This window comes from Aeromonas sp. QDB63, assembly GCF_027707425.1.
GTDB classification, from domain to species: Bacteria; Pseudomonadota; Gammaproteobacteria; order Enterobacterales; family Aeromonadaceae; genus Aeromonas; species Aeromonas caviae.
Map to the genome: position 1 here is coordinate 76,959 of NZ_JAPCIS010000007.1, position 26,781 is coordinate 103,739.

At 63.3% G+C, this 26,781-nt stretch carries 23 protein-coding genes; 9 read left to right on the plus strand and 14 right to left on the minus strand.

The features are described from left to right. The first annotated feature begins 126 nt into the window (after positions 1–126). Positions 127–1,326: a 2-methylaconitate cis-trans isomerase PrpF gene (gene prpF / locus PG879_RS07185; RefSeq protein ID WP_270829964.1), complete on the plus strand. Its 1,200-nt coding sequence runs from the start codon at positions 127–129 to the stop codon at positions 1,324–1,326. A 104-nt stretch (positions 1,327–1,430) separates the two neighbouring features. On the opposite strand, the gene PG879_RS20575 is transcribed toward prpF, so the two are convergent. The 3 genes from PG879_RS20575 to PG879_RS07195 all read right to left on the minus strand — a co-directional run bounded on the left by PG879_RS20575 (position 1,431) and on the right by PG879_RS07195 (position 5,125). Then, positions 1,431–1,691, minus strand: coding sequence for a DUF6719 family protein (locus tag PG879_RS20575; protein ID WP_039038793.1), 261 nt, complete (start codon positions 1,689–1,691; stop codon positions 1,431–1,433). A 136-nt stretch (positions 1,692–1,827) separates the two neighbouring features. Continuing rightward, positions 1,828–2,874 (minus strand): alpha/beta hydrolase, encoded by a 1,047-nt coding sequence (locus tag PG879_RS07190; protein WP_043155111.1) that lies wholly within the window; start codon positions 2,872–2,874, stop codon positions 1,828–1,830. 97 nt (positions 2,875–2,971) lie between these two features. Further along, a complete protein-coding gene (locus PG879_RS07195; protein WP_270829966.1) occupies positions 2,972–5,125 on the minus strand; it encodes a TonB-dependent siderophore receptor in 2,154 nt (717 codons plus the stop codon). 130 nt (positions 5,126–5,255) lie between these two features. Here PG879_RS07195 and PG879_RS07200 point away from each other — a divergent pair, with 130 nt between their 5' ends. From PG879_RS07200 to PG879_RS07215, 4 genes are all read left to right on the plus strand, one after another. Further along, positions 5,256–6,194 carry a helix-turn-helix transcriptional regulator gene (locus PG879_RS07200; protein ID WP_202395052.1) on the plus strand — a complete coding sequence of 313 codons (939 nt, stop codon included), beginning with the start codon at positions 5,256–5,258 and terminating at the stop codon, positions 6,192–6,194. Positions 6,195–6,357: 163 nt separating this feature from the next. Further along, positions 6,358–7,014, plus strand: a complete 657-nt coding sequence (locus PG879_RS07205; protein WP_128344764.1) for a Bax inhibitor-1/YccA family protein — start codon at positions 6,358–6,360, stop codon at positions 7,012–7,014. Positions 7,015–7,278: 264 nt separating this feature from the next. After that, a complete protein-coding gene (gene yccS / locus PG879_RS07210) occupies positions 7,279–9,420 on the plus strand; it encodes a YccS family putative transporter (RefSeq protein ID WP_270829967.1) in 2,142 nt (713 codons plus the stop codon). Between the two features lie 122 nt (positions 9,421–9,542). Then, positions 9,543–9,887, plus strand: coding sequence for a TusE/DsrC/DsvC family sulfur relay protein (locus PG879_RS07215; protein WP_052814563.1), 345 nt, complete (start codon positions 9,543–9,545; stop codon positions 9,885–9,887). A gap of 105 nt (positions 9,888–9,992) precedes the next feature. Here PG879_RS07215 and dedD read toward each other — a convergent pair whose 3' ends face one another. The 7 genes from dedD to PG879_RS07250 form a co-directional block, all read right to left on the minus strand. Continuing rightward, on the minus strand, positions 9,993–10,796 hold the full coding sequence (gene dedD / locus PG879_RS07220; RefSeq protein ID WP_029314728.1) for a cell division protein DedD: 804 nt from the start codon (positions 10,794–10,796) through the stop codon (positions 9,993–9,995). 179 nt (positions 10,797–10,975) lie between these two features. Then, a complete protein-coding gene (gene folC / locus PG879_RS07225; RefSeq protein ID WP_052814565.1) occupies positions 10,976–12,235 on the minus strand; it encodes a bifunctional tetrahydrofolate synthase/dihydrofolate synthase in 1,260 nt (419 codons plus the stop codon). Between the two features lie 2 nt (positions 12,236–12,237). Further along, on the minus strand, positions 12,238–13,101 hold the full coding sequence (gene accD / locus PG879_RS07230; protein WP_010675139.1) for an acetyl-CoA carboxylase, carboxyltransferase subunit beta: 864 nt from the start codon (positions 13,099–13,101) through the stop codon (positions 12,238–12,240). A 119-nt stretch (positions 13,102–13,220) separates the two neighbouring features. Continuing rightward, positions 13,221–14,030, minus strand: a complete 810-nt coding sequence (gene truA, locus PG879_RS07235; protein ID WP_041214976.1) for a tRNA pseudouridine(38-40) synthase TruA — start codon at positions 14,028–14,030, stop codon at positions 13,221–13,223. Positions 14,031–14,196: 166 nt separating this feature from the next. Beyond that, complete coding sequence (locus tag PG879_RS07240) at positions 14,197–16,323, minus strand: FimV/HubP family polar landmark protein (protein WP_270829968.1); 2,127 nt, start codon at positions 16,321–16,323, stop codon at positions 14,197–14,199. A gap of 293 nt (positions 16,324–16,616) precedes the next feature. Continuing rightward, positions 16,617–17,633: an aspartate-semialdehyde dehydrogenase gene (locus PG879_RS07245; RefSeq protein WP_041214974.1), complete on the minus strand. Its 1,017-nt coding sequence runs from the start codon at positions 17,631–17,633 to the stop codon at positions 16,617–16,619. Between the two features lie 146 nt (positions 17,634–17,779). Beyond that, positions 17,780–18,901, minus strand: a complete 1,122-nt coding sequence (locus tag PG879_RS07250) for a 4-phosphoerythronate dehydrogenase (RefSeq protein WP_103858298.1) — start codon at positions 18,899–18,901, stop codon at positions 17,780–17,782. Between the two features lie 250 nt (positions 18,902–19,151). On the opposite strand from PG879_RS07250, the gene PG879_RS07255 reads away from it, so the two are divergent. Then, positions 19,152–19,874: a phosphatase PAP2 family protein gene (locus tag PG879_RS07255; protein ID WP_103858297.1), complete on the plus strand. Its 723-nt coding sequence runs from the start codon at positions 19,152–19,154 to the stop codon at positions 19,872–19,874. 53 nt (positions 19,875–19,927) lie between these two features. Here the strand turns inward: PG879_RS07255 and PG879_RS07260 are convergent, their stop codons facing one another. Beyond that, the gene (locus PG879_RS07260) at positions 19,928–20,749 is read right to left on the minus strand and encodes a MetQ/NlpA family ABC transporter substrate-binding protein (protein ID WP_010675145.1); all 822 of its coding nucleotides are present in this window, start codon (positions 20,747–20,749) and stop codon (positions 19,928–19,930) included. 342 nt (positions 20,750–21,091) lie between these two features. Here PG879_RS07260 and PG879_RS07265 point away from each other — a divergent pair, with 342 nt between their 5' ends. Beyond that, positions 21,092–21,544: a VOC family protein gene (locus tag PG879_RS07265; RefSeq protein WP_102948550.1), complete on the plus strand. Its 453-nt coding sequence runs from the start codon at positions 21,092–21,094 to the stop codon at positions 21,542–21,544. Positions 21,545–21,558: 14 nt separating this feature from the next. Here the strand turns inward: PG879_RS07265 and PG879_RS07270 are convergent, their stop codons facing one another. Next, entirely contained in the window at positions 21,559–21,756 is a 198-nt protein-coding gene (locus PG879_RS07270; protein WP_010675148.1) for a hypothetical protein, read from the minus strand. Between the two features lie 220 nt (positions 21,757–21,976). Here PG879_RS07270 and PG879_RS07275 point away from each other — a divergent pair, with 220 nt between their 5' ends. Together PG879_RS07275 and PG879_RS07280 are read left to right on the plus strand one after the other, a co-directional pair. Continuing rightward, entirely contained in the window at positions 21,977–22,516 is a 540-nt protein-coding gene (locus tag PG879_RS07275) for a hydrolase (RefSeq protein WP_210556075.1), read from the plus strand. Positions 22,517–22,533: 17 nt separating this feature from the next. Next, positions 22,534–22,713 (plus strand): hypothetical protein, encoded by a 180-nt coding sequence (locus PG879_RS07280; protein WP_223918067.1) that lies wholly within the window; start codon positions 22,534–22,536, stop codon positions 22,711–22,713. Positions 22,714–22,731: 18 nt separating this feature from the next. On the opposite strand, the gene modF is transcribed toward PG879_RS07280, so the two are convergent. Beyond that, complete coding sequence (gene modF / locus PG879_RS07285; protein ID WP_270829969.1) at positions 22,732–24,186, minus strand: molybdate ABC transporter ATP-binding protein ModF; 1,455 nt, start codon at positions 24,184–24,186, stop codon at positions 22,732–22,734. 118 nt (positions 24,187–24,304) lie between these two features. Continuing rightward, positions 24,305–26,677 (minus strand): phosphoenolpyruvate synthase, encoded by a 2,373-nt coding sequence (gene ppsA, locus PG879_RS07290; RefSeq protein ID WP_210556077.1) that lies wholly within the window; start codon positions 26,675–26,677, stop codon positions 24,305–24,307. Between the last annotated feature and the right edge of the window lie 104 nt (positions 26,678–26,781).

The window sequence follows — 26,781 nt, forward strand, 5'->3', positions numbered from 1 at the left end:
GGGAAGGCATAAAGCACCCTCTCCCTTTGAGAGAGGGTTGGGGTGAGGGGACATCCCCCTCATTCGCCCTTCGGGCACCTTCTCCCAGAGGGAGCAGGATCTATGACTCTTTTCAGGACACTCTCTATGGCCCACATACCACAAGTAAAAATCCCGGCCACCTACCTTCGTGGCGGCACCAGCAAGGGGGTCTTCTTTCGCTTATCTGACCTGCCCGAGCGCTGCCAGCAGCCGGGCCCGGCACGGGATGCCCTCTTCCTGCGGGTCATCGGCAGCCCCGACCCCTACGGCGCCCACATGGACGGCATGGGGGGGGCCACCTCCTCCACAGCCAAGTGCGTGATCCTCTCCAAAAGCCAGCAACCCGATCACGATGTGGACTACCTCTACGGCCAGGTCGCCATCGACAAGGCATTCGTGGACTGGAGCGGCAACTGCGGCAACCTCTCCACCGGCGCCGGGGCCTTCGCCATCCACGCCGGCCTGGTGGACCCGTCCCGCATCCCGGAGCACGGCACCTGTGAGGTGCGCATCTGGCAGGCCAATATCGGCAAAACCATCCTCGCCCACGTGCCGGTGACAAACGGCCAGGTGCAGGAGACAGGCGATTTCGAGCTGGACGGGGTGACCTTCCCCGCCGCCGAGATCGTGCTGGAGTTTCTCGACCCGTCCGACGAGGGTGAAGACGGCGGCGCCCTCTTCCCCACCGGCAATCTGGTGGACGATCTGGAGGTACCCGCGTCTGTTGTAAAGAGCGGCGTACTGAAAGCCACCCTGATCAGCGCCGGCATCCCCACGGTGTTCGTCAACGCCGAGGACATTGGTTATGAGGGCACCGAGCTGCGCGAGGCGATCAACACAGACCCGCAAGCGCTCGCCCGTTTCGAGGCGATCCGGGTTGCCGGTGCCCTGCGCATGGGGCTCATCAAGCGCCCCGAAGAGGCGGCCACTCGCCAGCACACCCCGAAAATTGCCTTCGTCGCACCCGCCAAGGATTACCGCACCGCCAGCGGCAAGGAGATTATTGCCGGCGAGATCGATCTGCTGGTGCGGGCCCTCTCCATGGGCAAGCTGCACCACGCCATGATGGGCACCTGCGCCGTGGCCATCGGCACGGCGGCGGCCATTCCCGGCACCCTCGTCAATCTGGCCGCCGGGGGCGGCGAGCGCGAAGCGGTGCGCTTCGGCCACCCCTCCGGCACCCTGAGAGTCGGAGCCCAGGCAGAGCAGGTAGCGGGACAGTGGACGGTCACCAAGGCGGTGATGTCCCGCTCCGCCCGCATCCTGATGGAAGGCTGGGTGCGGGTCCCTGGAAATGCCTTCTAGCCCGCTGCGGCATCACACCGACCAGGCCAGCCAGACGAAAAGAGCCCCAAGGCGACTGCCTCAGGGCTCTTTTTTGGATGTTTCAGGCTGTGAAAATCACATCATCATTGCGGTCTTGCCACACACTCAACCTTTCTTGGCACATTGTGCTTCGCGTCCCCGCCGATGAGCCGCTTGACCTGCCCTGGTGGGCAGCGACCGTCATCCACATAGGCGGTCTCCCCAAGGGGCAGCCTGCCTGGGGGTGGATCCTGACTCAGATAGGTGACGGGAATGGGCGCAGGCGCAAACCCACTGCACCCCGACATCAGGAGTGCGCCGCACCACAGAGCCAGCATGCCTCCCCTCTTTCCTGCAACCGCCATCGCTCACTCCCTGCCTCTGTCGGGGCACCGACCCGGCGCCCCTCGTTTCGGCAGTGTACCCAGGGATGGCGCCGGACCGACACCCGTCTCCGGCGCCGTTGTGACGATTCCAGACACAGACAAAAATATCGGCTTTTCACGGCTTCGACCCGTAGTAGTGGGTCAGCAGGGCATCGGCCTCGTCCACGGAGATCGCCATCTGCGGCCAGCGCGCGGCCTTCTCCCTGATGTCCCGCAGGCTCCCCAGCTCCGGGCGCAGTGCGCTGCCGAGGTGGCGGTTCAAGGCATCAAAGCGGGCGATCACCCCCTGTCGGCTGAAGTGCCCGGGCGCCAGATCCATCCGGTAGCCCTGAAACAGCCACTGGAGTCCCTGATAGACGGCGGGGTGGTAGACGCTGTGATGATCCTCCTCCTCGAAGTAGCGGCTGGTGACGTGCAGGTTTGCGCCGGGTGCCCCCACTACCTGCCGCGCAAACTGCTGCAGGCGATCCCGGTGAAACGCCGAGCGCCCGAATCCCGGGGTGAAGGGGTTGTTGGCCACCGCCATAAACAGCGAGGAGGCGTGCTTGAGCGGCCCGGTCAACTCCGACGCGATGCGCTCGTAATTGCGGGGGTAATCGAACCAGAGGCTGGCGTCGATGGCGATCACACCCTGGAACTGGCCGCCGTCTTGCGCCTGTGCATCGAGCGCCAGCAGGCCGCCGAGGGAGTGGCCCACCAGCAGGGCCGGCGCCCGGGTCCGAAACCTCTCCTCGATGAGGGGGCGCAGCTCCTCACTCAGATAGCGCAGGAACCGGGGCCCGCCCCCCGTCACGGCATAGCCGGGCCCCGCCGGTGCCCCATTTGGCAAGGTCATGGTGTGGCTCGGGGTGTAATCCCGCATCCGGTCGGTGTTGTGGACCGCGACGATGATGAGGGGGGGAATAGCCGGATTGAGCCCGGCCCGCAGGGCCCGGGTGATGCCGACAACCTCCAGCAGGCTCTTCTCCCCGTCGAGCAGATAGAGCACGGGGAACCGAGCCCCGGGCTCGCGTTCATATTCCTGGGGCAGGGAGACGCTGTATTGCCGCGTCTCCCCCAGCAGGGCCGAATGGTGGGTGAAGCGCTGTGCGTAGTGGAGCATGTCTGCCTGGGCAGAAGAGAGTGTGATCATGGTGAGCAGCAGGATGATGAGTCTTGTCATGGGATGAACCAGGATTGTGTCGCCAGCCTTGGGGATCCCCCGTAGGGCGGCGCACAGAGACGGTAGCAGGGCCCGCAGGCCCTGCTGTCGTCGGTCGTTACAGCTTGTAGGTGAAGCCTGCCATCAGGTTCGCCGGCTCGCCGTACATGTTGAAGGTGCTGGTGGAGCCGACCCGGTAGAAGTACTCCCGGTCGAGCAGGTTGTAGAGGTTCAGGGTCGCCTGCATTCTGTCGTTGATCTCGTAACGCACCGCCGCATCGAACAGGGCATAGCCCCCCTGGTGGGTCTCGACCCCCTTCTGGTTGAAGCCGTAGTCGCTCACCGCCGTCATCCCGGCCCCGAGGTGCAGCCCCTGCACCCAGTCGGCCAGGTGGTAGTCGGTCCAGAGGGAGAGGGCGTGACGGGGAATGGTGTCGAATTTCGGATTGTGATCCCCGGCCTTCTCCTCGATGTCGGTGAAGGTATAGCCGGCCATCACCATCCAGTTCTGGCTGAGATAGCCGCTCGCCTCCAGCTCCACCCCTTGCGTCTCCACCTTGCCGGTAGCCCAGTAGGTGTTGGTGATGGCGATGCCCTGATCGTCGTAGGCCTGGGCCGCGATGTTGTCGTCCTTCATCAGGAAGAGGGTCGCCCGGGTGTTGAGCAGGCCGTCACGCAGCGAGGACTTGATGCCGGTCTCCCACTGGCTGCCCTCCCGGGGCTTGAGCAGGTTGCCGCTCTCGTCCTGGCTGGTCTGGGGCTTGAACACCTTGGAGTAGCTGGCATACCAGGCGTGTTCGTCGCTCAGGTCATAGACGGCCCCCGCGTAGGGGGTGAGCTTGCCGTTGAACGTACCGGACTCGCCGCTCTGGGCTCCGGAACTCAGGGTCGTGCTGACGGCATCCAGATCGTACCAGGAGACGCGGGCCCCGGTGATCACCGCCAGCGGCTCCAGCAGACGCCAGGTCACCTTGCCATACAGACCGAGCTCCGACTGCTCCTCATGGTCATTCTTGGTGTAGCTGTAGTCCGGCTTGGCGACCCGGGTCGGGTCGAAATCGAACACATTGATCTTGCCGAGGTTGCGGTTGGTGTAGGTCTGAATGTCCGACTCGTAGCGCTTGTAGTCGGAGCCCAACACAAACTCGCTCTTGTGCCCCAACAGATCGAACATCTGACTGTAGTTGGCATCGAAGGCCATGTTCTTCTGCTGGTTTCCCTGGCCGTTGAACATCAGCCCGGTGTTGCCCGCCGCGTCCACGGGGCCGTTGGTGAAGGTCTGCTCCAGCCGCATGTCGTGATCCATGTAGCGGGCCGAGACCTGACCCACCCCGCCGTTGGCAAAGGCGTGTTGCAGCGAGGCCCCCACATCCGTGGTGTCGGCGTCGAAGAAGTCTTCAGCCGACCCCAGGTAGGTGCTGCGGCCGATGTCGAGCAGGGAGCCGTCCTTGTACGCCGGCAGGCCGTTGGTGGGCAGGATGTCCTTGGTCTGGTGCAGGGCGTAGACGGAGAGGCGGGTGCGATCCGAGAGATCGAACTCCAGGGTGCCGTAGTAGGTACCGTTGTTGTTGTTGTAGTCCACCTGGTTCTTGATGTCGGCGTTGGCCACCACGACGCGGCCGCGCAGGGAACCCTCGTCGTTGAGTGCGCCCCCCATGTCCGCCTCCAGGTAATGCCTGTCCCAGCTGCCATAGCGCGCCGTGACCGAGCCCTTGAAGGCGTCGGTCGGACGCTTGAGCACCATGTTGATCACGCCCCCCAGCTCGCTGGTGCTGTTGAAGAGGCCGGAGGGGCCCCGCATGATCTCCACCCGATCCACCGCCGCCAGCGATGGCAGGGTGCCGTACTTGCTCTGCATGGGCGATGGCAGGCCGTTGAGGTTCACTTCGTCGTACTCATAGCCGCGGGAGAAGATGGAGGAGCGGCCGCTGTCGTTGACCAGGGTGCGCAGACCCGGCGTGAACTTGGCCAGATCGTCCACCGCCACGAAGTTGCGCTCCTCGATGTAGTCGTTGGTCAACACGGTGATCGACTGGGGGATGTCTTTGAGGGCCGCCGGCGTCTTGGTGCCAACGGTGGCCGAGTCGACCCCATAGCCTCCCGTCTCCTCCGACGGCGACATCCCGTAGAGTGGATTGCCATAGACAACCAGGGTTTCGTCCGGCTTGATGTCCGGTGTGTGTGCCCCTGCCGGGGCGGCAACGGTGACGGCCAGAGCGGCAGAGATGGCCAGCGCCAGCGGGCTTCGCGCTTTATCCTTCAAGACAACCATAGTAAGAGTGACCCCAAGATAGAGATGATAATCATTTTCATTTAATTTTCCGGGGGCTAATATATCACTCCATCTTCCGCCGCAGTTTTGCGGTGTGGTCATTTCACTCTTCGACATGGTCAAATTGCACATGACTGACACAGTGGCAAGGGATACCAGCGCACGCCAGCGAGGCCGCTTCACCGGCAGGGTGGAGAACCTGGTGATCCAGGAGGGTCTTCGCTTTCACAACAAGGACATCGTTCACAAGGCAGACTTCGCCACCGAGCGGGAGTTGCCGCCGCAGTTGATCATCGCCATTCCTCTCGAGAGCCGTGCCCTGATGACCTATGGCGCCACTCACAGGCTCAAGGGGTGCCGCTTCCATGAGTCCGACCCCATAGTGGCAACCGCCATCCTCTATACCGAGCCCGACATCGTGCAGGGGGCGGCCAAAGCCCAGGTGCGCAGCCGCAGCATCGTCCTCTCCCTGGACCACACCTGGCTCGCCCACAACCTGGCACAGGCGCATCGCAAGGCTTTCGCACAGACCTTCAGCCGCCATCTGAGCCGCGTCGACTGGACCCTGCCCGCGGCGCTTGGACAGATTGCGGAAGCGCTCAATCTCACCAGCAGCCAGAACGCCTCCGAGATGCTGATGCGCAAGGCCTTTGCCCTCAGTGTCTGGGAGAGCCTGATGACCAACCTCCAGCAGGCCGCCTCCCCCTGTTGCCAGCGCCAGAACGAGCAACCGACGCGCCTCAAGATGCTGCTCAGGGATGAAAAAGTGGACGAGATGACCCTGACCGAGATCGCGGCCACCCTCGGCATGAGCGTCTCCACCTTGCAGCGGGCCGCAAAAAAAGAGCTGGGCATGAGCCTGCAGCGCTACCTTCGCCAGCGAAAGCTGCAAGAAGCGCGGGCCAGGCTGGAGGCGCGCAGCCTCTCTCTGCAAGGGGCCGCCGCCCACGCCGGCTATGACCATGTGGCCAATTTCATCACGGCGTTTAGAAAGCAGTTCGGCTTCTCGCCGACGCGGATCGCCAGACAGGGTAAAGAGCAGGAACAGGCGCCCTCTGCAACGCCTTGAGCCTCCTTGTTCATGCGCAATACATCTTTGCTCTGGGATAGTAGGCACCACGCAGGTGGGGTGGCGCTTGAAATCAGCGCTCGTCATCCACACATTCAGTGCATACAATGCGTTAACGAAGCACACTTGGTCGCTTCACCCCGGAAATCAAGAGGACATCAAGATGGATACCCGTTCTATCTACACTGGCACCCAGGGTGCCGTGCGCGACACCAACAAGGTGCTGCGCAACACCTACATGCTGCTCTCCCTCACTCTTGGCTTCTCAGCCGTGGTAGCCGGGGTAGCGACCGTCATGGACATGCCGCCCCTGCACTGGGCCGTGTTCCTCATCGGTGTCTACGGCCTGATGTTCCTGACCGAGAAGAACCGTGACAACGGCATGGGGCTGGTGTTCACCTTCGCCCTGACCGGCCTGCTGGGCTATAGCCTCGGCCCCATCATCAACATGTACATGAACAACGGCGGCGGCGAGATCGTGATGACGGCGCTGGGCGGTACTGCGCTCACCTTCTTCGGCCTGTCTGCCTATGCCCTGACCACCAAGCGGGACCTCTCCTTCCTCGGCGGCATGCTGTTCGTCGGGTTCTGGGTACTGCTGGTAGCCATGGTCGCCAACATCTTCCTGCAGATGAGCGCCCTGAGCCTGGCCCTGTCCGCCATGTTCATGCTCTTCTCCTCCGGCGCCATCCTGCTGACCACCCAGCAGATCGTGCGCGGCGGCGAGACCAACTACATCTCTGCCACCGTCACCCTGTATGTCTCCATCTACAACATCTTCCTGAGCCTGCTGAGCCTGCTTGGCGGCAACCGCAACTGATGGATGCTTAAGATGCACAAGACCCCGCTTCGGCGGGGTTTTTATTGGCGCCCATTTCTGTCAGGATAAGTTGCAAATCAAGGATATGAAGCGAAGTGGCCCTGATCCAAATCAGGGCCGTTTCGTTATCGACGGGTTATGCTGTCGCTTTCGTTTCGCTCAAGGGTTGCCTTCATCCCATGCCCATGGACTTCTCAGGTTTATTGCGCCGTCTGCTGACCGACTGCCACATCGATTTCACCTCGTTCAAGGGTGGTGCCTAGCATGCCGATGGATTTCTCCGGCCTGCTGCGCCGGCTGCTGACAGACAGCCACATCTATTTCGCCCTCAAGGTCCTGCTCGCCATCGCGGGGCTGCTCGCCTTCGCGCTGGCTACCGGTGACATCCAGCTCACCGTGCTGCTCTCCCTCGGGGTGGTGGCCGGCGCCATCGCCGAGACCGACGACAGCCTCTGGGGCCGGGTCAAGAACCTCGCCATGACCCTGCTCTGCTTCCTGTTTGCCTCATTGTGCGTGCAGTATCTCTTCCCCACTCCCTGGCTCTTTGCCATCGGACTCGCGGGCTCCACCTTTATCTTCGTCATGGTGGGCGCCCTCGGCCAACGCTACGCCACCATCAGCTTCGGTTCCCTGCTGATTGCCATCTACACCATGCTGGGGGCCGCCAAGGCGCCGGATCTCTTCTATCAGCCGCTGGCCCTGTGCGCCGGGGCCCTCTGGTACGGCCTGGTGTCCCTGGTCTGGCTCTGGCTGCTGCCCTACAAGACCCTGCACGAGCAACTGGCCCAGAGCTACTTCGCCCTCGCCCGCTACTTGCAGGAGAAATCCCGCTTCTTCCCGGCCGACGAACACGGCGCCCAGGCCATCCGCCACAATCTGGCCCAGCTCAACATCAACCTGGTCAATGCCCTGAACCAGGCCAAGACGGCGCTCAATGCCCGTCTTCATGCCCCCGGCCGCCACGGGGTTGCCCCCGAGCTCGCGGGCCTGCTGCGCCTCTACCTGCTTGCCCTGGAGATCCAGGAGCGGGCCACCTCCAGCCACTACCCCTACAGCAAGCTGGAAGCAGAGCTCAAGCAGGGTATCGTCCTCGACGGCTTCCAGGAGGTGCTGTCACAGCTTGCCGACGCCTGTCAGCAGCTCGGCTACGCCATCCTGGTGCACAAGCCCTACACCCACCACAAACGCATTCACTGGACCCTGGAGGCCCTCGGCGATCAGCTGGAGTTCACCCACCTCAAGCAGCACTACCCCAAGACCCTGCTGACACCGATGAAGTTCCTGCGTCGCAACCTGGCCAGCATCAACCAGTTGCTGCAAAGCGCCGAAGAGCTGCAAAACCCCGCCGCGCCGCCCACCAGCCTGCCTCCCCTGGCACAGCCGGTCGCCCTGCCCCTGCTGGCATTGCTCAGGCAGCACCTGACCCCGAACTCCATGGTGTTTCGCCATGCCCTGCGGCTCTCCCTCGGGCTGGTAGTGGGCTATGGCATTCTGCAGGCGTTTCACCTGGACAAGGGGTACTGGATCCTGCTCACCGTATTGTTCGTCTGCCAGCCGAGCTACAGCGCCACCCGCCGTCGTCTGGTGCAGCGGATGCTCGGCACCTTCGCCGGTATCCTCATCGGCGTGCCCGTACTCTGGTTCTTCCCCGAGCTGCACCTGCAACTGGGGATCATGGGGCTGGCCGCCTTCCTGTTTTTCACCCAGGTGCGCAGCAACTACAGCGCCGCCGTCTGCTTCATCACCCTCTACGTGCTGATGGCGTTCAACCTGCTGGATGGCATCGGCTTCGCCATCCTCGGACCCCGCCTGCTCGATACCCTGCTCGGCTGCCTGCTCTCCTACGCCCTGGTGGCCTGGCTCTGGCCCGACTGGCAATACAAGCGGTTGCCAACCCTTATCGCCAACTCCCTGTCCGCCAATGCGAAGTACCTCTCGGCGGTACTCGCCAGCCTGCATCGCCAACGGGATGAATCCCTGGACTACCGGGTGGCCCGCAAGTGTGCCCACCTCGCCGACAGCGAGCTGGCCATGGCCTGGCAGAGCATGCTGGTGGAGCCGAGCAAGCGCCGCCGCTTCCTGGATCTCTGTTTCACTCTCACCTGGCGCAACCATGCCCTGCTCTCCTATATCTCGGCACTCGGGGCTCATCGCGACAAACTCGAGCCCATCGAGGGGCTGGAGGAGATAAGCCGCCACATCAGCCAGACCCTGGAGCAGGCCGCCGGTCACCTGGCGGGGGAGATGCCGACGCCGCTCGCGGGAGCCTGTCCGGCCATCGCTCCGGAGAGCAGCGAGGAGCAACTGATGCTGAGCCAGCAGCTCACCCTCATCAGCCAGTTGGCAGACGAACTGCTGATGCTCGCCAACGATGGCCAGTTGCTGACAGGTCAGGGCCGGACCTAGCCAGCCATAGCCGCCGGGCCAGTCCCGCCCGAGGCAGGCGCCAAGCGCCGCCCCGGTTGCCGGACGGGACGCAAGGCGCTACCATGCCCGCCCCATTGAGATAGCCTTTTCGAGGAAGCGTCATGTCCGAGCCACACCATTTGCAGTTCAACGGCCAACTCATCGAGACCGATGCCCAGGGCTATCTGCGCCACAGCGAGCAATGGAGCGAGGCGCTGGCCCTGATGCTGGCCGAGAAAGAGGGGATTGTGCTGGAGGATCCGCACTGGGAAGTGGTGCGTTTCGTACGGGCCTTCTATCTGGAGTTCAACACCTCCCCCGCCATCCGCGCCCTGGTCAAGGCGATGGAAAAGCAGTACGGCCCAGAGAAGGGCAACAGCCGCTACCTCTACAAGTTGTTCCCGGAAGGCCCCGCCAAGCAAGCCACCAAGATCGCAGGCCTCCCCAAGCCGGTGAAGTGCATCTAGGCCTTCTCTGCAGCCCGATAGCCACACGGCCTCCCCCGTGTTGGACACAAAAAAAGACCGCGCCCATGTTGCCATGAGGCGCGGTCTTTTCATTTCATCATGCTGTCAGGGGTTGTAGGCCACCACGGAGCCGCTCAAGCCCGTCATCTGGCTGATCCGGCTCTGCATGCCCTGCAACTTGGCCTTGGAGACATCCGGCCCGATGAAGACCCGGTTGATCTGCCCCTGCACCGGAGTTCTCGGCGACGTCTGGGCCGAGTAGCCCGCCGCCCTCAGCTTGCTCACCAGGGCATTGACGCTGTCTGCATTCTTGAAGGCGCCAAGCTGCAGGATCCAGCTCCCCTGAGCCGGGGCTGCTGCCGGTGCCGTAGTCGGCTGGGCCATCTTGCTCGCGATGAGATCATCCATGGTCTTGATCTGGCCCGCCTGTGGCTTGGCCTCCACCGGTTTTTGCACCTCTACCGGCTTGGTTGGCACCGGCTTGGGTTTGGGCTGCTCCACCGGTTTCTTGGCGATCACTTCCGGCTTGGGCTCGGGTTTGGGCTGGGGCTTGGGTTGCGCCACGGCCTGTACCGGCTGCTGCTGGGTGATGGGAGCCTGACTGGCTCCCGCTGGATTGGCTCCCCCCTGATTGGCCAGGGTCACGGTATCGCCAATCTCCTCTACCTGCCACTGGGTCGCGGCAGAGGCCTGCTGCTGACTCGCCAGATGCTCGGCCGGCAGGGTGCTCGCCGCCGAGACCTGAAGCGCAGGTTTGGCGGGCTCGAGCTCCGGACGCAGGGGGATCTTGGCGAAGGCCTCGTCCTTCTGCTCCAGCTTGTTGCCGTCCATCAGGTCCGGCAGAAAGATGACCACCAGGGCGACCAGGATGACGGTCCCCACCAATCTGTTTTGAAACTTCGAAGCCAAGTTAATTTCCACCCATGTTACTTAGGATCCATTGCAATCTTGCACACTTCGCAAAGAACGCCTCCCCTCACGCCGGCTGGCGAAGCCGGGTCCCTCGCCACCCACTTGGCCTGAAAGGGGATTATCCAGTGCAAAACCCGGCCCGTCGTCACGATGACGGAGCCAGGGGAGCGAACGGCTCAGACCGCGCCCAGAGCCAGCACGTCGGCGACAGTGTAAAACGAGCCGAACACAATGACCATATCGTCAGGACTCGATGCGGCCAAGGCGGCGCCGTAGGCATCCCCCACGCAGGCAAAGGTGAGCGCCGCGCCCCGGCCGCTGCCAAGGGCCGTCGCCAACTGGTCGGCCGTGGCCGCGCGCGGGCCGTGGAGGCTTGCCAGGAACCACTTGTCAATCAGACCGTCAAGCTCGGCCAGCGACCCCGCCATGTCCTTGTCCTTGAGCATGCCAACCACGGCGCGGCGCTTGCCCTTGCCGGGGAGCTGGCGCAACTGGCTGGCGAGATAGGCGGCAGAGTGGGGATTGTGGGCCACGTCGACGATGACCAGCGGCGAGGTTTGCAACTGCTGCATCCGGCCAGCCAGGCGGACATTGGCCAGGCCGTCGCGGATGGCGGACTCCGACAATGGCAAACCGAGGGACTCCAGGGCCGCCAGCACGGTGACCGCATTCATCAGCGGCAGGGCCGGTTTGGGCAATCCCGACCAGTGGTGCAGGCCGTGATAATCCCAGTCGACGCCATGCTCATCACCACGAAAATCGATGCCGACCTGACGCAGGCAGGCGCCAAGGCGCGCCGCTTCGCTTGCGATGGTCGATGGCGGATTGGGCTCCCCGCTGATGGCGGGTTTACCTTTGCGATAGACGCCAGCCTTCTCCACCGCCACCGCCTCCCGGGTATCTCCGAGCCAGTCGCAGTGATCCAGGGCAATGGAGGTGATCAGGGCGACGTCCGATTCCACCACATTGGTGGCATCAAGCCGCCCCCCCAGCCCCACTTCCAGCAAGAGCACATCGGGCGCGGCGCGGCGAAACAGCCACAGACCCGCCAGGGTGGCGAACTCGAAGAAGGTGAGGGCGATGTCGCCCCGGGCGGCTTCTACCTCGGCAAAGGCCGCGCAGTGATCGCCATCGGCCAGCTCCTGGCCATTGACGCGCACGCGCTCGGTAAAGCGCAGCAGATGGGGGGAGGAGTAGACACCGACCCGGTAGCCGGCGGCCATCAGGATGCTGGCCGCCATGGCGCAGGAGGAGCCCTTGCCGTTGGTGCCCGCCACCGTGATCACCTTGAACGGCAGTTCGGTGAGGCCCATGCGGCGGGCAACCGTGCCGACCCGCTCCAGCCCCATGTCGATGTTGGCTGGGTGGATCTGCTCCAAATAAGAAAGCCAGTCGACCAGCGACCGGCTTTGGGATTGTTGCATGTGTGAACTCATCTTCAGTCTTCGATAACCTGAGTGTTCATCAGCTTGGCCAGCAGACCGGCCAGACGGTTGCGCATTTCGCGCCTGTCGATGATGAGATCGATGGCGCCCTTCTCCAGCAGGAACTCGGAGCGCTGGAAGCCTTCCGGCAGTTTCTCGCGCACGGTCTGCTCGATGACGCGGGGGCCGGCAAAGCCGATCAACGCCTTGGGTTCGCCTACGTTGATGTCACCCAGCATGGCCAGACTCGCGGAGACGCCACCCATGGTGGGGTCGGTCAGCACGGAGATGAAGGGCAGGCCCGCCTTGGTGAGGCGATCTAGGGCCGCACTGGTCTTCGCCATCTGCATCAGGGAGAACAGGGCTTCCTGCATCCGCGCACCACCGGAGGTGGAGAAGCAGACCAGACCGCGGCCCTCCTTGATGCTCTCCTCGACGGCGCGCACGAAGCGGGCACCGACCACGGAGGACATGGAGCCCCCGATGAAGGAGAACTCGAATGAACAGGCGACGACCGGTACCCCCTTGAGGGTCCCCTTCATCACCACCAGCGCATCCTTCTCGCCCGTCTCTTTCTGGGCGGCAGACAAACGATCCTTGTAGCGCTTGGAATCCTTGAATTTCAGGATGTCTTGCGGCTCCAGCTCGGCCGCGACTTCGCTGCGTCCCTCGGCGTCGAGGAAGCTCTCGAGACGGGCACGTGCGCTGATGCGCATATGATGGTCACACTTGGGGCACACTTCGAGATTGCGCTCCAGCTCTGCCCGGTAGAGCACCTGTTCGCAAGCAGTACACTTGGTCCACACCCCTTCCGGAATGTTGTGACGACGCGGTGTGGTGATCTTGCTCTTGGGAAGGATCTTCTCAAGCCAGCTCATGGAATTCCTTAATGCATTTGTGCCTGACAAAACACATCGAGCCTTGATTGTTCAATGACTTAACGGCTCGATGGCAATAAACGACGGATCATTAAACCACAAATTTTCGGGCCCAGTTACTAAAAACTGGTCGTACCCGGTGCCGAGTCCGGCAGCCACAGCGGACCGAGAGGCGGCCGGGGCAACCCGAATTCGGCCGGGTAATCCACATCCACCAGATAGAGGCCGCCCGCCTTGGCGGTCGGGCCCGCCAGGTTGCGATCCTTCGCCGCCAGCACCTCGGCAATCCACTCCACCGGTTGAAGCCCCTGCCCCACCAGCAGCAGGGAGCCGGTGATGTTGCGCACCATGTGATGCAGGAAGGCGTTGGCCTTGATGTCGAGCACGATGTAGGGGCCGGAACGGCTGACACACAGGTGGGTCACATTGCGCCAGGGGGTGTTGGACTGACAGGCGACAGCCCGGAAGGTGCTGAAGTCGTGCTCCCCCAGCAGGCTCTGACCGGCCTGATGCATCAGCGTCGCATCGATGGCTTCGTGGTAGTGGCTGACGCCTTGGCCCAGGATCGCCGGGCGGTAGTTGTGGTTGTAGATGACGTAACGGTAGCGACGGGCGGTGGCGCTGAAGCGGGCATGGAAATGCTCGTCCACCTCCCTGACCCAGCGCACGGCGATGTCAGGGGGCAGGTTGGAGTTGAGCCCCAGGGTCCAGGCGCCTTCTGCGCGGTTCGACTCGGTATCGAAGTGGATCACCTGGCCAGTGGCATGCACCCCCGCATCGGTGCGACCGGCACACTGGATGGAGACGGGGTGGTTGGCGATGCGGCTGAGGGCTTTTTCCAGCTCCTCCTGGACGCTGATCACTTCGCGCTGGCGCTGCCAGCCGAAGTACCGGCTGCCGTCATATTCAATACCAAGGGCAATTCGCATGGGTAACGGTGTCTTCTGATGAAAGGATGCAGTGAAAGAAACGGGGCGGATTATACGCGCTTGGGCTCAAAAGTCCCAGACCGGGCGAGGCCGCGGTGCGTGGCCCCCAAAGAGAGAGGGCAGCCCGTGGGCTGCCCTCTCTGGTGCATGGATGACAAGCGCCTGCCTAGCCCAGGCGTTTGAGCAGCTTCTGCGCCTCGCTGCGCTGGTGCTCGCTGCCCTGGGCCACCGCCTCTTCCAGCAGCTCGCGGGCGCTCTCCTTGTCGTCGATCTCGAGGTAAGCCCGGGCCAGATCCAGCTTGGCCCCCACCCCGCCGTCATCGGCATCCACATCAAAGCCGTTGGACTCCGGCAGCACCTCGGGGAAACCGTCCAGCCCCACATCCAGGGAGAAGCCCTGATAGGGTTCCTGCTCCGTGCTGCTGGCATCGGCATCGGCCAGCAGCTTGTCGATTTCAACGAAGTCGCTGTCTTGCACCTGCTCGCGGGGTTTCACCTCCCCCTGATGGGACTCCACCTCGGCGAAGGCATCCTCGAAGTCAGCCAGGGCCAGCTCGCTGGGATCCCACTCGGACGCCGCCGGCTTGGTGGGCTCCAGCCCGAGCTCGGCCAGCATGTCGTCCACATCGTCCTTGCCAAACCCCGTCTCGTCGATGTGCGGCGCCTTGGCGGCAAGCTCATCGTCGGTCGGCTCGCCAAACCCGGTCTCTAGATCGCTCAGATCGAAGTTGGCCAGTGTCTCGTCACGCTGGCTGCGGCTCTCCTCCTGGGCCTGGGCCAGATCCGCTTCCAGATCCGCGTCCAGCTCGGCAAACAGGGCGGCCTGCAGCTCTTCCTCGGTCATGATCTCGTCATGACCACGAGCAGAGGAGGTGGGCTCGTCGGAGAGATCGAGTTCCGGCACCACGGGCAGATCGAAGTCCCCCTCGTGGGCCAGATCCAGCTCGGGCACCAGATCCGGATCCCGGTTCGCCGTCGTCACCGCAGGCTCCACATCAAAAGCGGAGAGCGCCGTCTCGTCATCCCGGAAGATGACATCGGCGGCAGCACTGGCACCATCTTGCTTCCTGCTCACTTCCGGCTCGTTGAGATCCGGCATGCCATGGAGGGGCTCGTCATCCGCGATGCCCACCGTCATCAACTGATCAAACTCGCTGTTCTCGTCTCCCATGACCATGGAGGTCGACTCGGAGAGGCTCTTCTCCTGCTCTTCCAGCTCGCGGCGGGCACGAGCACGCAGCCAGAGCGTGACCAGGGCAAGCACCAGGAGTACCGGCAGCAGGATGATCATGGCGAGATTGAGCGGCGAAGAGAGCAGCTCCATCAGCCAGCTCTGTTTGGGCACCGGCGCCACCATGGGAGGCGTCGGATTGGCCTTGAGTTCCGCCACCTCTTTTTGCAGGGCGGTCTGATCCTGCAACTGGGCCTTGAGGGTCTCCACCTCTTCGGTCAGGGCTTGCAGGCGCAGCTTGAGCCTGTGGTTCATCTCGGTGACCTGGCCGAGCTGGGCGTTGGCATCTTCCAGGGCCAGCGCCATCTCGGTAGAGGGTTTGCCCACCGCAGTGGCGGGCAGGGGCGCCGGCGCCGTGCTGGCGGCGCTGCTCGCAGCAGCGCTCACCACCACGGGGGTGGAGACAGCCGCCTTGGCGGTCTCCTTCACCTCGGGGGCTGGAGCCGTTGCCTTGGGTGCCGCCGGGATCGGCGCCGCCTTGGGCGGTGTATTCTTGGCCACCACAGCCGGCTTGGCCGGAGCAGGCTTGCTCACCACCGGCTGGGCGACGTGGGATTGCTTGTTGGCCAGGTATTTGGGGCTCAGCCCCTTCCAGCTCGCGTTGTCGCTGTTGAAGCGACGGCGTGCTTCGGCATCTGTGATGCGCCCCGCCTCTGCGGCGGTGGGCAGCAGGATGTGGGAACCCACCAGAATATGGTTGATGTTGCCGTCTGCGAAGCTTCGGGGGTTCTTGTCATAGATGGCTACCATGGTCTGGTAGACGCTTACCCGGTTGGACGGGCGATGCTTGCTCGCCAGACTCCAGAGGGTATCGGTGGGACGCACGGGACCATAACTGCCAGCCGACGCAGCAGGCACCTGACGCACGATGGGCTGGGCTCTGGGCAGGGTGACGGGCGCCACGGGCTGGGCTCGGGGCTCTGGTTGCACCGCGGGGGGCGGTGAGCCATCCGGTCCCTTGAGTTCGACAAAGAAGGGTTCTCGCGCCCCCTCTTCGGCCTGAACCGTGCCCAGAAGCCCCAATGCGAGTAGCGTTGCCAGCGTTATGCGGGAATGTCCCATATTCGTTCCTTCGTATGACGGCCCTATCACATTGAAAAATCTGGATAGTTACCCCAAAACAATCGGCTCAATATAAATCAGGCGCCGGTCTCAAGCCAGCGATCCGACATATTTCGCGCCCGGCGGCGACCAGAAAGCAGCCCCAGACGCGAACCAGAGTGTAGAAAAAAACCTAGTCCACTGATATCACACGGTATTCCAAAAACCGGAGAGTGGGTTCCCGGTCACATCCCGGGGCCAGGGCGCCCACATCAAGGCGGGGTTCCCTCCCCGCCCGGGGCCGACATCCGGCCTCAGAGGTAGTCGCGTACCAGCAGTTCGGCAATCTGCACGCTGTTGGTCGCCGCGCCCTTACGAACGTTATCGGCCACGATCCACATATTGATACCACTCGGATGAGAAATATCCTGGCGCACCCGCCCGACCATCACATCATCCTGGCCGGTGGCATCGCGCACCGGGGTCGGGTAGTCCCCTTCATCATCAAACAGGGTGACGCCCGGGGCATTGCGCAGCAGCTCCTTGACCTGCTCGGCGTCCAGCGGCTGGTGCAGCTCCACATGAACCGCCTCAGCGTGACCATAGAAGACCGGTACCCGCACGCAGGTGGGGTTCACGGCGATGCTGGCATCCCCCAGGATCTTCTGGGTCTCCCACACCATCTTCATCTCTTCCCGGGTGTAGCCGTTGTCGGTGAAGGCATCGATCTGCGGGATCAGGTTGAAGGCGATCTGCTGCGGATAGAGGGTCGGCTCCACCGGACGGCCGTTGAGCAGGTGGGCGGTCTGGCCCGCCAGCTCGCTCACCCCTTCCTTGCCGGAGCCGGAGACGGATTGGTAGGTCGCCACGTTGATGCGACTGATGCCCACCTCGTCGTGCAGGGGCTTGAGGGCCACCAGCATCTGGATGGTGGAGCAGTTGGGGTTGGCGATGATGTTGCGGTTGCGAAAATCGGCCAGCGCGTCCGGGTTCACTTCCGGAATGACCAGGGGAATGTCCTCGTCGTAGCGGAAGCAGGAGGTGTTGTCGATGACGATGCAGCCGTGCTCGGCGGCGATGGGCGCCCATTTGGCCGAGACCTCGGCACCGGCGGAGAAGAGTGCAATCTCCACCTGGCTCCAGTCAAAGGCCTCCACGTCAAGGATGTCGACGTTCTTGCCACCAAAACGCACCGTGTCCCCAGCGCTGCGACTGGAGGCGAGCGGATAGAGGGTCGCTACCGGGAAGGCGCGCTCCTCCAGGATCTCGATCATGGCCTGACCCACGGCGCCGCTGGCACCCAATACCGCTACGTTGAATTGCTGACTCACTGATCTGTTCTCCTGTGATGCGGCCCGTCGGGGCCGGGCATGAGGGCCCGGCTGGCACGCGTATCGGTTTGATGACAGGCCCGCCATGATGCCGGGCCGGGGGGAAGCGCCGCCTGGGCAAGCCCTTCCCCTTGTTGAAATCGGGTTTATTGCTCCGAGACGGCAAAGCCCAGTCGGGCCAATCTGTCGTCGGCGAAGGGCCCTTTCAGTTGCAGGGCGCCCAATTCGCGCCGCTCGGGGTAGCGCTTGCGCTGCTCATCGAAGCTGCCGGGCAGCCCGATCCGGTTGCGAAAACGGGCGTCGTCACGGCGCACGTCATAAACAAGGTGGACAAGCTGCTTGATGAGCGCCTGATCCGCTGGCTGCCCCGGCGTCAGCTCGCGCACCTCTGGGGCAGGCAGCAGGGATTGCAGATCCTGGCGCGGGGTGCGCCCCAGTTGCCGGCACAGCGCCTCATAGAGCATCCAGGTGCCACGGGCCTTGCCTTCCAGGCTATAACCGGCGATGTGCGGGGTGGCCAGCTCGGTATGGGGCACCAGTTCATTGAGGGGCTCCGGCTCTCCTTCCCACACGTCCATCACCAGTCGCAGGGGATGGGGTCCCTGCTGGCGGACAAGCAGGGCACGGTTGTCCCACACCTCGCCGCGGGAGGCGTTGATGAGGATCTGCCCGGCCGGACGCTCGGCGATCTCCTCGGCTCCCAGCAGGTGGAAGGTGGCCTCATCCCCTTCACGAAGATAGGGGACATGGAAGCTGACGATGTCGGCATCCAGGGCAGTGCGGTAATCCACGAAGTCGCCAGCGGCGCCGCTACGGGCCAGGGGCGGGTCGCAGCGCAGCACCTTCATCCCGAGCGCCTCGGCCTTGCCGGCCACGCTCTCGCCGGTGTTGCCGGCACCGATGACGGCGAGGCTCATCTCGCTCAAGGTCAGCTCATGGCGTTCCGCCAGAACCAGCAGGGCGGAGAGCACGTAGTCCCCCACCGACACCTTGTTGCAGCCGGGGGCGCTGAAGAAGGGGATGCCCCGCGCCGCCAGCAGCCCCTGATCGATGTGATCCGTGCCGATGGTGGCCGTGCCGACAAACCCCAGCCTGGGGCAACTCGCCAGGAGCGCTTCGTTGACCCGGGTCACGGAGCGCACCAGCAGCACATCCGCCTCTTGCAGATCCGCGGCCTTTATTTCTCGTCCCGGCAGGGGAACCACTTCACCAAATTCCGCAAACAGCTCCACCGCATGGGGCATATTTTCATCAACGACGATCTTCATCGGCACGCATCTCGTCCACCAGGGCCACAGGCGCGCCATTCTAGCCCAAACGCGACGGATTTTCAGAGGCTTGTTGGCAGACCGCTCTGCGGCCATCTTTCCGCCTTCCGGCCTCAGGTGCGGGCACGATGCCCGGCAGCATCATATGTAACAGCCTGTTGCCCTCGCCCCCTTCGCCTTGACCAGAGCAACCTGACTGGCACAATGACGCCTCTTTTTAGCCGCTCGCGCCACCGAACCGGACCCCTTGATGCCGACTCACTGCTCTTCGTTGCCACGCCGCAAGGTGCTTCATTTCAATGCCCTCCTGCTCCTCCCCCTGCTGCTGCTCGTCTGCCTGCCCTGGCAGCCGTTCATGACCCAGGCCCTGCAATCGGGCTGGCTATGGTGGCCCTACGCCCTCACCCGCATGGTGGACTTGCCGGGGCTGGTCTTCACCATCGCCGCCCTGCTGCTGCTCACAAGACACAAGCTGACGCTGGACGGTCGCGCCCTGCTGGCGCTGGCTGGCGCCCTCTTTGCCGTACTGGCGAGCGACTGGGTCATCAAGAGCCTCATCAAGCTGCTGACCGAGGAGCCCAGGCCCTACCTCATCTGGCTGGAGAGCCAGGAGCTGATCCCCGCCATCCGCCAGTTCTATGGAGGAAGCCAGGCCCTTCGCAGTGAACAGGTCCACGCCGCGACCCAGTTGCTTGCGCTGCCCGCCTGGCTCGGCCAGCACTGGCAGGCAGAGGTCAACTACGCCTTTCCCTCCGGTCACAGCATCGCCGCCATGAGCCTCGCCCAGTTCTTCGGCCTGATCTGGCTGGCCCGGGCACCCGCCGGGGCCTGGCTGCTGCCGCTCTGGGCCATCGGGATCGGCCTCTCGCGCACCCTTATCGGCATGCACTGGCCCCTGGATGTGCTGGCAAGCGCCCTGCTTGGCAGCCTCACCGCCCTCCTGGCCGCCCGCTGGTGGTTGCGCCACTACTGACCTCCAATAAAAAACGGGCACCTGGGTGCCCGTTTTTATCGCTTGTACGCCACTCACCCCTTCTGCTGCCAGCCCTCGGGATACTTGTAGCCGACGAAGCGCTTGGCGGCATAAGCCTTGAATTCGGGGGAGTTGTAGGCGGCCGCCACGTCCTTGGCGAACGGCTTGCCCGCATCGGCGCTCTTTACCACCACCCAGTTGATGAAGTCATAGCTGCGCTCGAGGAAGAGGCCGGAGCTGAACGGGATCCCGCTTGAGGCGGCAAAGTTGCCGTTGATGACGGAGAAGTCCACATCCTCACGGGAGCGCGGCAGCTGCGCCGCCTCCAGCAGCACCAGCTTGAGGTTGTGGGGGTTCTTCACCACGTCGAACTCGCTCGCCTTGAGGGGATTGATCCCCTCCTTGAGGCTCAGCCAGCCCAGATCCTGCAACATCAGCAGTGCCCGCGCCTGGTTGGTGGGATCGTTCGGGATGGCGACCGTGCTTCCCTCTTTCACCGCCTTCAGATCCCCCAGCTTGCCGGCGTAGAGGCCCATGGGACCGGTCGGCACCTGGGTGATGGGCGCCAGAGAGAGACCCCGGTCTTTGGCGAAGCTCTCCAGATAGGGCTTGTGCTGGAAGCAGTTGACGTCAAGCGACCCGTCCGCCAGGGCGATATTGGGGGTCACGTAATCGGTGAACTCCACCAGTTTGACCTTGTAGCCCTTAGCTTCGAGCTGCGGCTTGATGGCGTCGGTGACCATATCGGCAAAGTCGCCAACCGTGGTGCCGATGACGATCTCTTTCTTCGCCTCATCGATGGCAAAGGCGGACAGCGGCAGGCTGCTGGCGAGCAACGCCAGGGCGGAAAGGGTGAAGAAGGAACGACGTTGCATAAAAAACTCCCTGTCAACATGATCATCAAAACGGTGAGCGGTCGGGGGCGCGAACATGCAGTCAGCGCACAACCATCTAGCCATCCAAACGGCTAACTGAGCATACCATAACAGAGCTCGTAGCCTTCGCCAAGCAACAAAACCGGGCAAGCTTGGCCAGCACGATGTAAAGCGCATCCCGCAACTGGATGAAAAATCTTTGACGGAGCACTCAGTTATGTGCCTTGCCCTCTCCCTGCCTGGCGTCAAACTGACTTATTGTGGTCATTCGATACCCATTTCAACGGGTTCCTATGAGGGCCTGATGGGCTGCTCTACACCCAGACAACACAAGGAGTCACCGTGTTCGATCATGTTGAAATCAAGGTGGTGCGTTTTGACTCCTGTCAGCACTTCTACGCCACCGTACTGGCTCCTCTTTTGATAGAACTCAAATGGTCTGATGAGACGGCTGCCGGTTTTGGCCTGATGGGCCGCGATCACGTGGGCTTCCTGATTGAGCGGGGGCAGCAGGGCGCCTCCTGCCATCTCGCATTCAGGGCCGACGACGCGACACAGGTGGATGCGTTCCATCACGCGGGGATCAAGGCAGGCTTTGCCTGCAATGGGTTGCCGGGACTGCGTCCCCACTATGCCCCCAATTACTACGCCGCCTTCCTGGGCGATCCCGATGGCAGCAACATCGAGGCGATGACCTACATTGAGTCCTCACACGCCGCAAACACATCGCAGCACTGTGCCACCCAGCAAAAGGCCCTGCATTCGGTGAATCCAGGGCCTGAGAAGTACACGTAATGAGTCGGGTTAGATTATTTGACCGCCTTGCTGGCGTTCTCCAAGGCCTGCTTCTCGGCGGCGTTCATGATGGACGCCTGGCGGTTTTGCTCGGCCTGGTAGCAGGCGTCCTTGCTGATCCCTTGCGCCTGGCATTCCGCCATGCGTTGTGCCGGGCTGGCGCAACCGGCCAAAAGGCCAGCTAGGGAGACGAACAGGATTATCTTCTTCATGGTACTTCTCATCGTTAATGGAAAATCGTCCAACTACGCAGTAGCGGGTTGATGCGTCGCCCCTTGTCATGCACACCACAACTGAGAAAACGGGCTCCATGACGCGCATCCTAGTGCCCGCCACGCCGTCGGTCAGCTCACAATTTGTATCAAGATGTACGCGAGAATGGCTCCCAGGATGGCGCTGTATCTCATCCGCAACGGAGAAAGGAGACAAAAAATGCACAAACACCATCACCCAGGCCTGCTGGTGGTCGATATTCAGGGCAAGCTGGCCCGCCTGGTCGAGGAGAGCGACGCCCTGATTGCCAATACCGCCAGGCTGGTGCAAGGGGCCAGGGTGCTGGGGCTGCCGGTTGTCTGGCTGGAGCAGAACCCGGACAAGCTCGGTGCCACCGTGCCCGAATTGCAATCGCTGCAGGCAGGCGATCTTGTGCTGCCCAAATACAGCTTCGGCGCCCTGGGGGAGCCCACTGTGGCGACCGCGCTGGCCGAAAGCGGGATCGAGCATTGGCTGGTATGTGGCATCGAGACCCATATCTGCGTCTACCAGAGCGTGTTGGGACTTCTGGCCAGCGGCACCCGGGTCTCGCTGGTGGTGGATGCGGTGTCGTCTCGCTCCGCTGCCAACCGGGATCTCGCCATAGGCCAGCTTGCGGCCAGGGGAGCTGCGCTGACGTCGGTGGAGATGTGCCTCTATGAGCTGATGGGGGACTGCCGCCATCCGGCATTTCGCCAGATCCTCTCCCTGGTGAAATGACCGCCATGATGGACAACATGGCGCCCTTTCTGTTCGCCCTCATCGCCTTCGGGGCGGCACTCATGGTGACGGTGACGGGGATGGCCGCCACCCGTCACTATCTGGCCTGGCTCTGGCTGGGGATCATGCTCTTCTTCGGGCTGTGGTGGACGCTGCTGGGGATGCCGCCGCTCCTCGCCGAACCAGCCCCTCTCTGACCATGCCGCCCGGGCGGCTCAGCTCCCCAGACGCTCCTGCAGATAGTCGTATCCTCCCTCCTCCCTTGGCACGAAGCTCAGCCTGTGGGTCAGACCGGGGGGCGCATCATCGGCATGATGGGAAACGAACAATAGCTGGGTTCCCTCGCCCACGAGGCGCGCTACCATCTCCCGCACCAGGTGACGGTTGAGGGGATCCAGTCCCTGCAGGGGTTCGTCCAGGATGAGCAGCGGCGGATGCTTGACCAGGGCACGGGCGATCAGCACCAGTCGCTGCTGACCGAAAGAGAGAGAGTGGAAAGGCTGCGCCCCCTGATCGGCCAGCCCCAGCAGGGCCAGCCACTGGTTGGCCAGCGCCAGCTGACGATCCCCCGGCCGGGTATAAAGCCCGATGGAGTCGTAGAAACCGGAGAGGATCACTGTCTGCACCGGGCAGCTGACACGATAGTCCAGATGCAGCGCCGGGCTCACGAGCCCGATGTGGCGCTTGATCTCCCAGATGCTCTCGCCGCTGCCCCGCCGCCGTCCGAACAGATGGAGCTCATTGTTGTAACCTTGCGGGTGATCTCCGGTGATGAGGGAGAGCAGGGTCGACTTGCCAGCGCCATTCGATCCCACCAGTTGCCAGTGCTCCCCCTCGTCAATGGTCCAGTCGAGCCCATCGATGATCACCTGATCCCCGTAAGCGATACGCATGGCTTTCATGACGACCCGAGGGCCGGGAGGCAGGGGCTCGGGGGTCGTCAGCGTTGGCGGCAAACGGGGGGAAGTGGTTTCGGCGCGTGCCAGCTGGGCAACCTCCTGGCTGCCGAGCACCGCCTCGCGCTCCCCCGCCAGCAGCAGACGACACTCGCCGAGCAGGCCGAGGTGAGTGGCAAAGGGGGGGATCTCGTCAAAACGGTTGACGATCACCACCAGGCGCAGCCCCTCTGACACCAGGTCGGCCAGCAACATCATCAAAGAAGCCCTGGCCCCCTGATCCAGACCATCGAAGGGTTCGTCCAACACCAGCAGTTCGGGTCGCCCCAGCAGGGCCCGGGCCAGCAGCAGCTTGCGCCCCTCCCCGCTCGAGAGGTAGCGATAGGGGCGCTCCCACAGGGATTCAATGCCAAAACGGGCCAGCAGCGCGCGGGCCTCATGCTCCTCACCCCCTGCCTCCAGCATCAGGGTCGATACCCGATACCCCGCCTCCTCCTCTTCCCCCAGCATGTCGGTATTGCGCCGCTGCCAGTCCAGCTCCCCCAGCTGTTGCTGCGACTCGAACGAGAGTCGCTCGGCCCGGACTCGACCCGATACCGCTCCGGCACGCACGACCAGCTCGCCGCACAGGGCCGACGCCAGCGCCGTCTTGCCGCTGCCGTTGCTGCCGACGAAGGCCCAGCAGGCCTGCGGGGTGAGACAGAGTTCGGGAATAACCAGGGTGTGGTGGCCACGCAGGGCCAGGGTGGCGGATTGCCACTGCAATGAGGTCATGGGATCGTCCTGTGATGGGTGCGGAGCGCCTTGCGCATTCCCCTTGTAACAGAAAAAGGGGGGCGCAGACAAAAACGGCGCCATTGCGGCGCCGTGTCATCAAAAAGCGGGGACGGGTTTAGCCGGCCTTGTGCTGCTCGGCCAGATAGAGCCAGGTGTCGACCACGGTATCCGGGTTGAGCGACACGGAATCGATCCCCTGCTCGACCAGCCAGGCGGCGAAGTCCGGGTGATCGGACGGCCCCTGGCCGCAGATCCCCACGTACTTGCCCGCCTTGAGGGCGGCGGCGATGGCCATGGCCAGCAGTGCCTTGACCGCCTCGTTGCGCTCGTCGAACAGGTGGGCGATGAGCCCGGAGTCCCGATCCAGCCCCAGGGTCAACTGGGTCATGTCATTGGAGCCGATGGAGAAGCCGTCGAAGTGCTCGAGGAATTTGTCCGCTAGCAGCGCATTGGAGGGCAGCTCGCACATCATGATGACTTTCAGGCCGCGCTCGCCACGGCGCAAGCCGTTCTCAGCCAGTATCTCCACCACCTGCTCCGCCTCACCCAGGGTACGCACGAAGGGGATCATCACCTCGACGTTGGTCAACCCCATGACATCCCGCACCCGTTTCATCGCCTCGCACTCGAGGGCGAAGCAGGGGCGGAAGCTGTCGGCGATGTAGCGCGACGCACCACGGAAACCGATCATGGGGTTCTCTTCATGGGGTTCGTAACCACGGCCCCCCACCAGGTTGGCGTACTCATTGGACTTGAAGTCCGACATCCGCACGATGACCCGCTCAGGCCAGAAGGCGGCCGCCAGGGTAGCGATCCCTTCCGTCAGCTTGGCTACGTAGAACTCACGTGGGCTCTCGTAGCCCGCGATCATCCTGGTGATGGTGGCCTGGAGTTCCGGGGTCTGCTGATCGAACTCCAGCAGCGCCTTGGGGTGCACCCCGATCATGCGGTTGATGATGAACTCGAGGCGGGCCAGGCCCACGCCGGCATTCGGCAACTGGGCAAAATCGAAGGCGCGGTCCGGATTGCCGACGTTCATCATGATCTTGATGGGCAGGCGCGGCATGTTGCCTACCTCGGTCACCGCCACGTCAAAGTCGAGCTCGCCGTCATAGATGAAGCCGGTATCCCCTTCCGCACAGGAGACGGTGATGAGCTGACCATCCTGGATGTGGTCGGTGGCGTTGCCGCAACCCACCACTGCCGGAATGCCGAGCTCCCGGGCGATGATGGCGGCGTGACAGGTGCGTCCACCCCGGTTGGTGACGATGGCGGAAGCGCGCTTCATGATGGGCTCCCAGTCCGGGTCGGTCATGTCGGTGACCAGCACATCGCCGGGCTGCACTTCATCCATCTGGCTGATGGAGGAGATGACACGGGCCGGACCCGCGCCAATCTTGTGGCCGATGGCACGCCCCTCGATCAGCACCTTGCCGGTTTGCTTGAGGGCAAAGCGCTCGAGGGTATTGGCTTCCTGGCGGCTACGCACGGTTTCCGGACGGGCCTGAACGATGTAGAGCTTGCCATCCTGACCATCCTTGGCCCACTCGATGTCCATCGGGCGGCCGTAGTGCTGCTCGATGATGAGGGCCTGCTTTGCCAGGGCCATCACTTCCTCGTCCGTGATGCAGAAGCGGTTGCGCTCGGCATCGGTGGTGTCGACCACCTTCACCTGACGGCCATGACCGGCATCCCCGGAGTAGGTCATCTTGATGAGCTTGGACCCCAGCGTCTTGCGCACCACGGCAGGGCGCCCGGCCTTGAGGGTCGGCTTGTGCACATAGAACTCGTCCGGGTTGACGGCCCCCTGCACCACCATCTCGCCCAAACCCTGGGCGCCGGTGATGAAGACCACGTCGTTGAAGCCGGATTCGGTATCCAGGGTAAACATGACGCCTGAGGCAGCGAGATCCGAGCGCACCATGCGCTGCACCCCGGCGGAGAGAGCGACCCCCTTGTGGTCATAGCCCTGATGGACCCGGTAGGAGATGGCGCGATCGTTGAACAGCGAGGCAAACACATGCTTGATGGCCGTCATGACGGCATCGATACCGCGCACGTTGAGGAAGGTCTCCTGCTGACCGGCAAACGACGCATCCGGCATGTCTTCCGCAGTGGCGGAGGAGCGCACGGCAAAGGATGCCTCGAGCCCCGCGCTCAGCTTGTCATAGGCCTCGCGCACCGCCTGCTCCAGAGCGGGCTGGAAGGGCGCTTCCACCACCCAGTCGCGGATCTGCTGACCGGCCCGGTTGAGGGCGGCGATGTCATCCACATCCAGACTGTCGAGCAGGTCATGGATCTTGCCGTTGAGGCCGCTTAACTCCAGAAACTCGTTAAACGCAAAGGCCGTGGTCGCAAACCCGCCCGGCACGGACACGCCGACCCCCGAGAGGTTGCTGATCATCTCGCCAAGGGATGCATTCTTGCCGCCGACGCGTTCAACGTCCTGCATACCGAGCTGTTCGTACCAGAGTACGTACTGTTGCATTTGCATGTCTCCAGGTTGGGGGGCCAGGGTGACAATTCACCTGCTGTGCCAAGTCGTGTGTTTTTGTTAGTGTCTGTTGCCAACGACCATGAAAACGTTTTCTA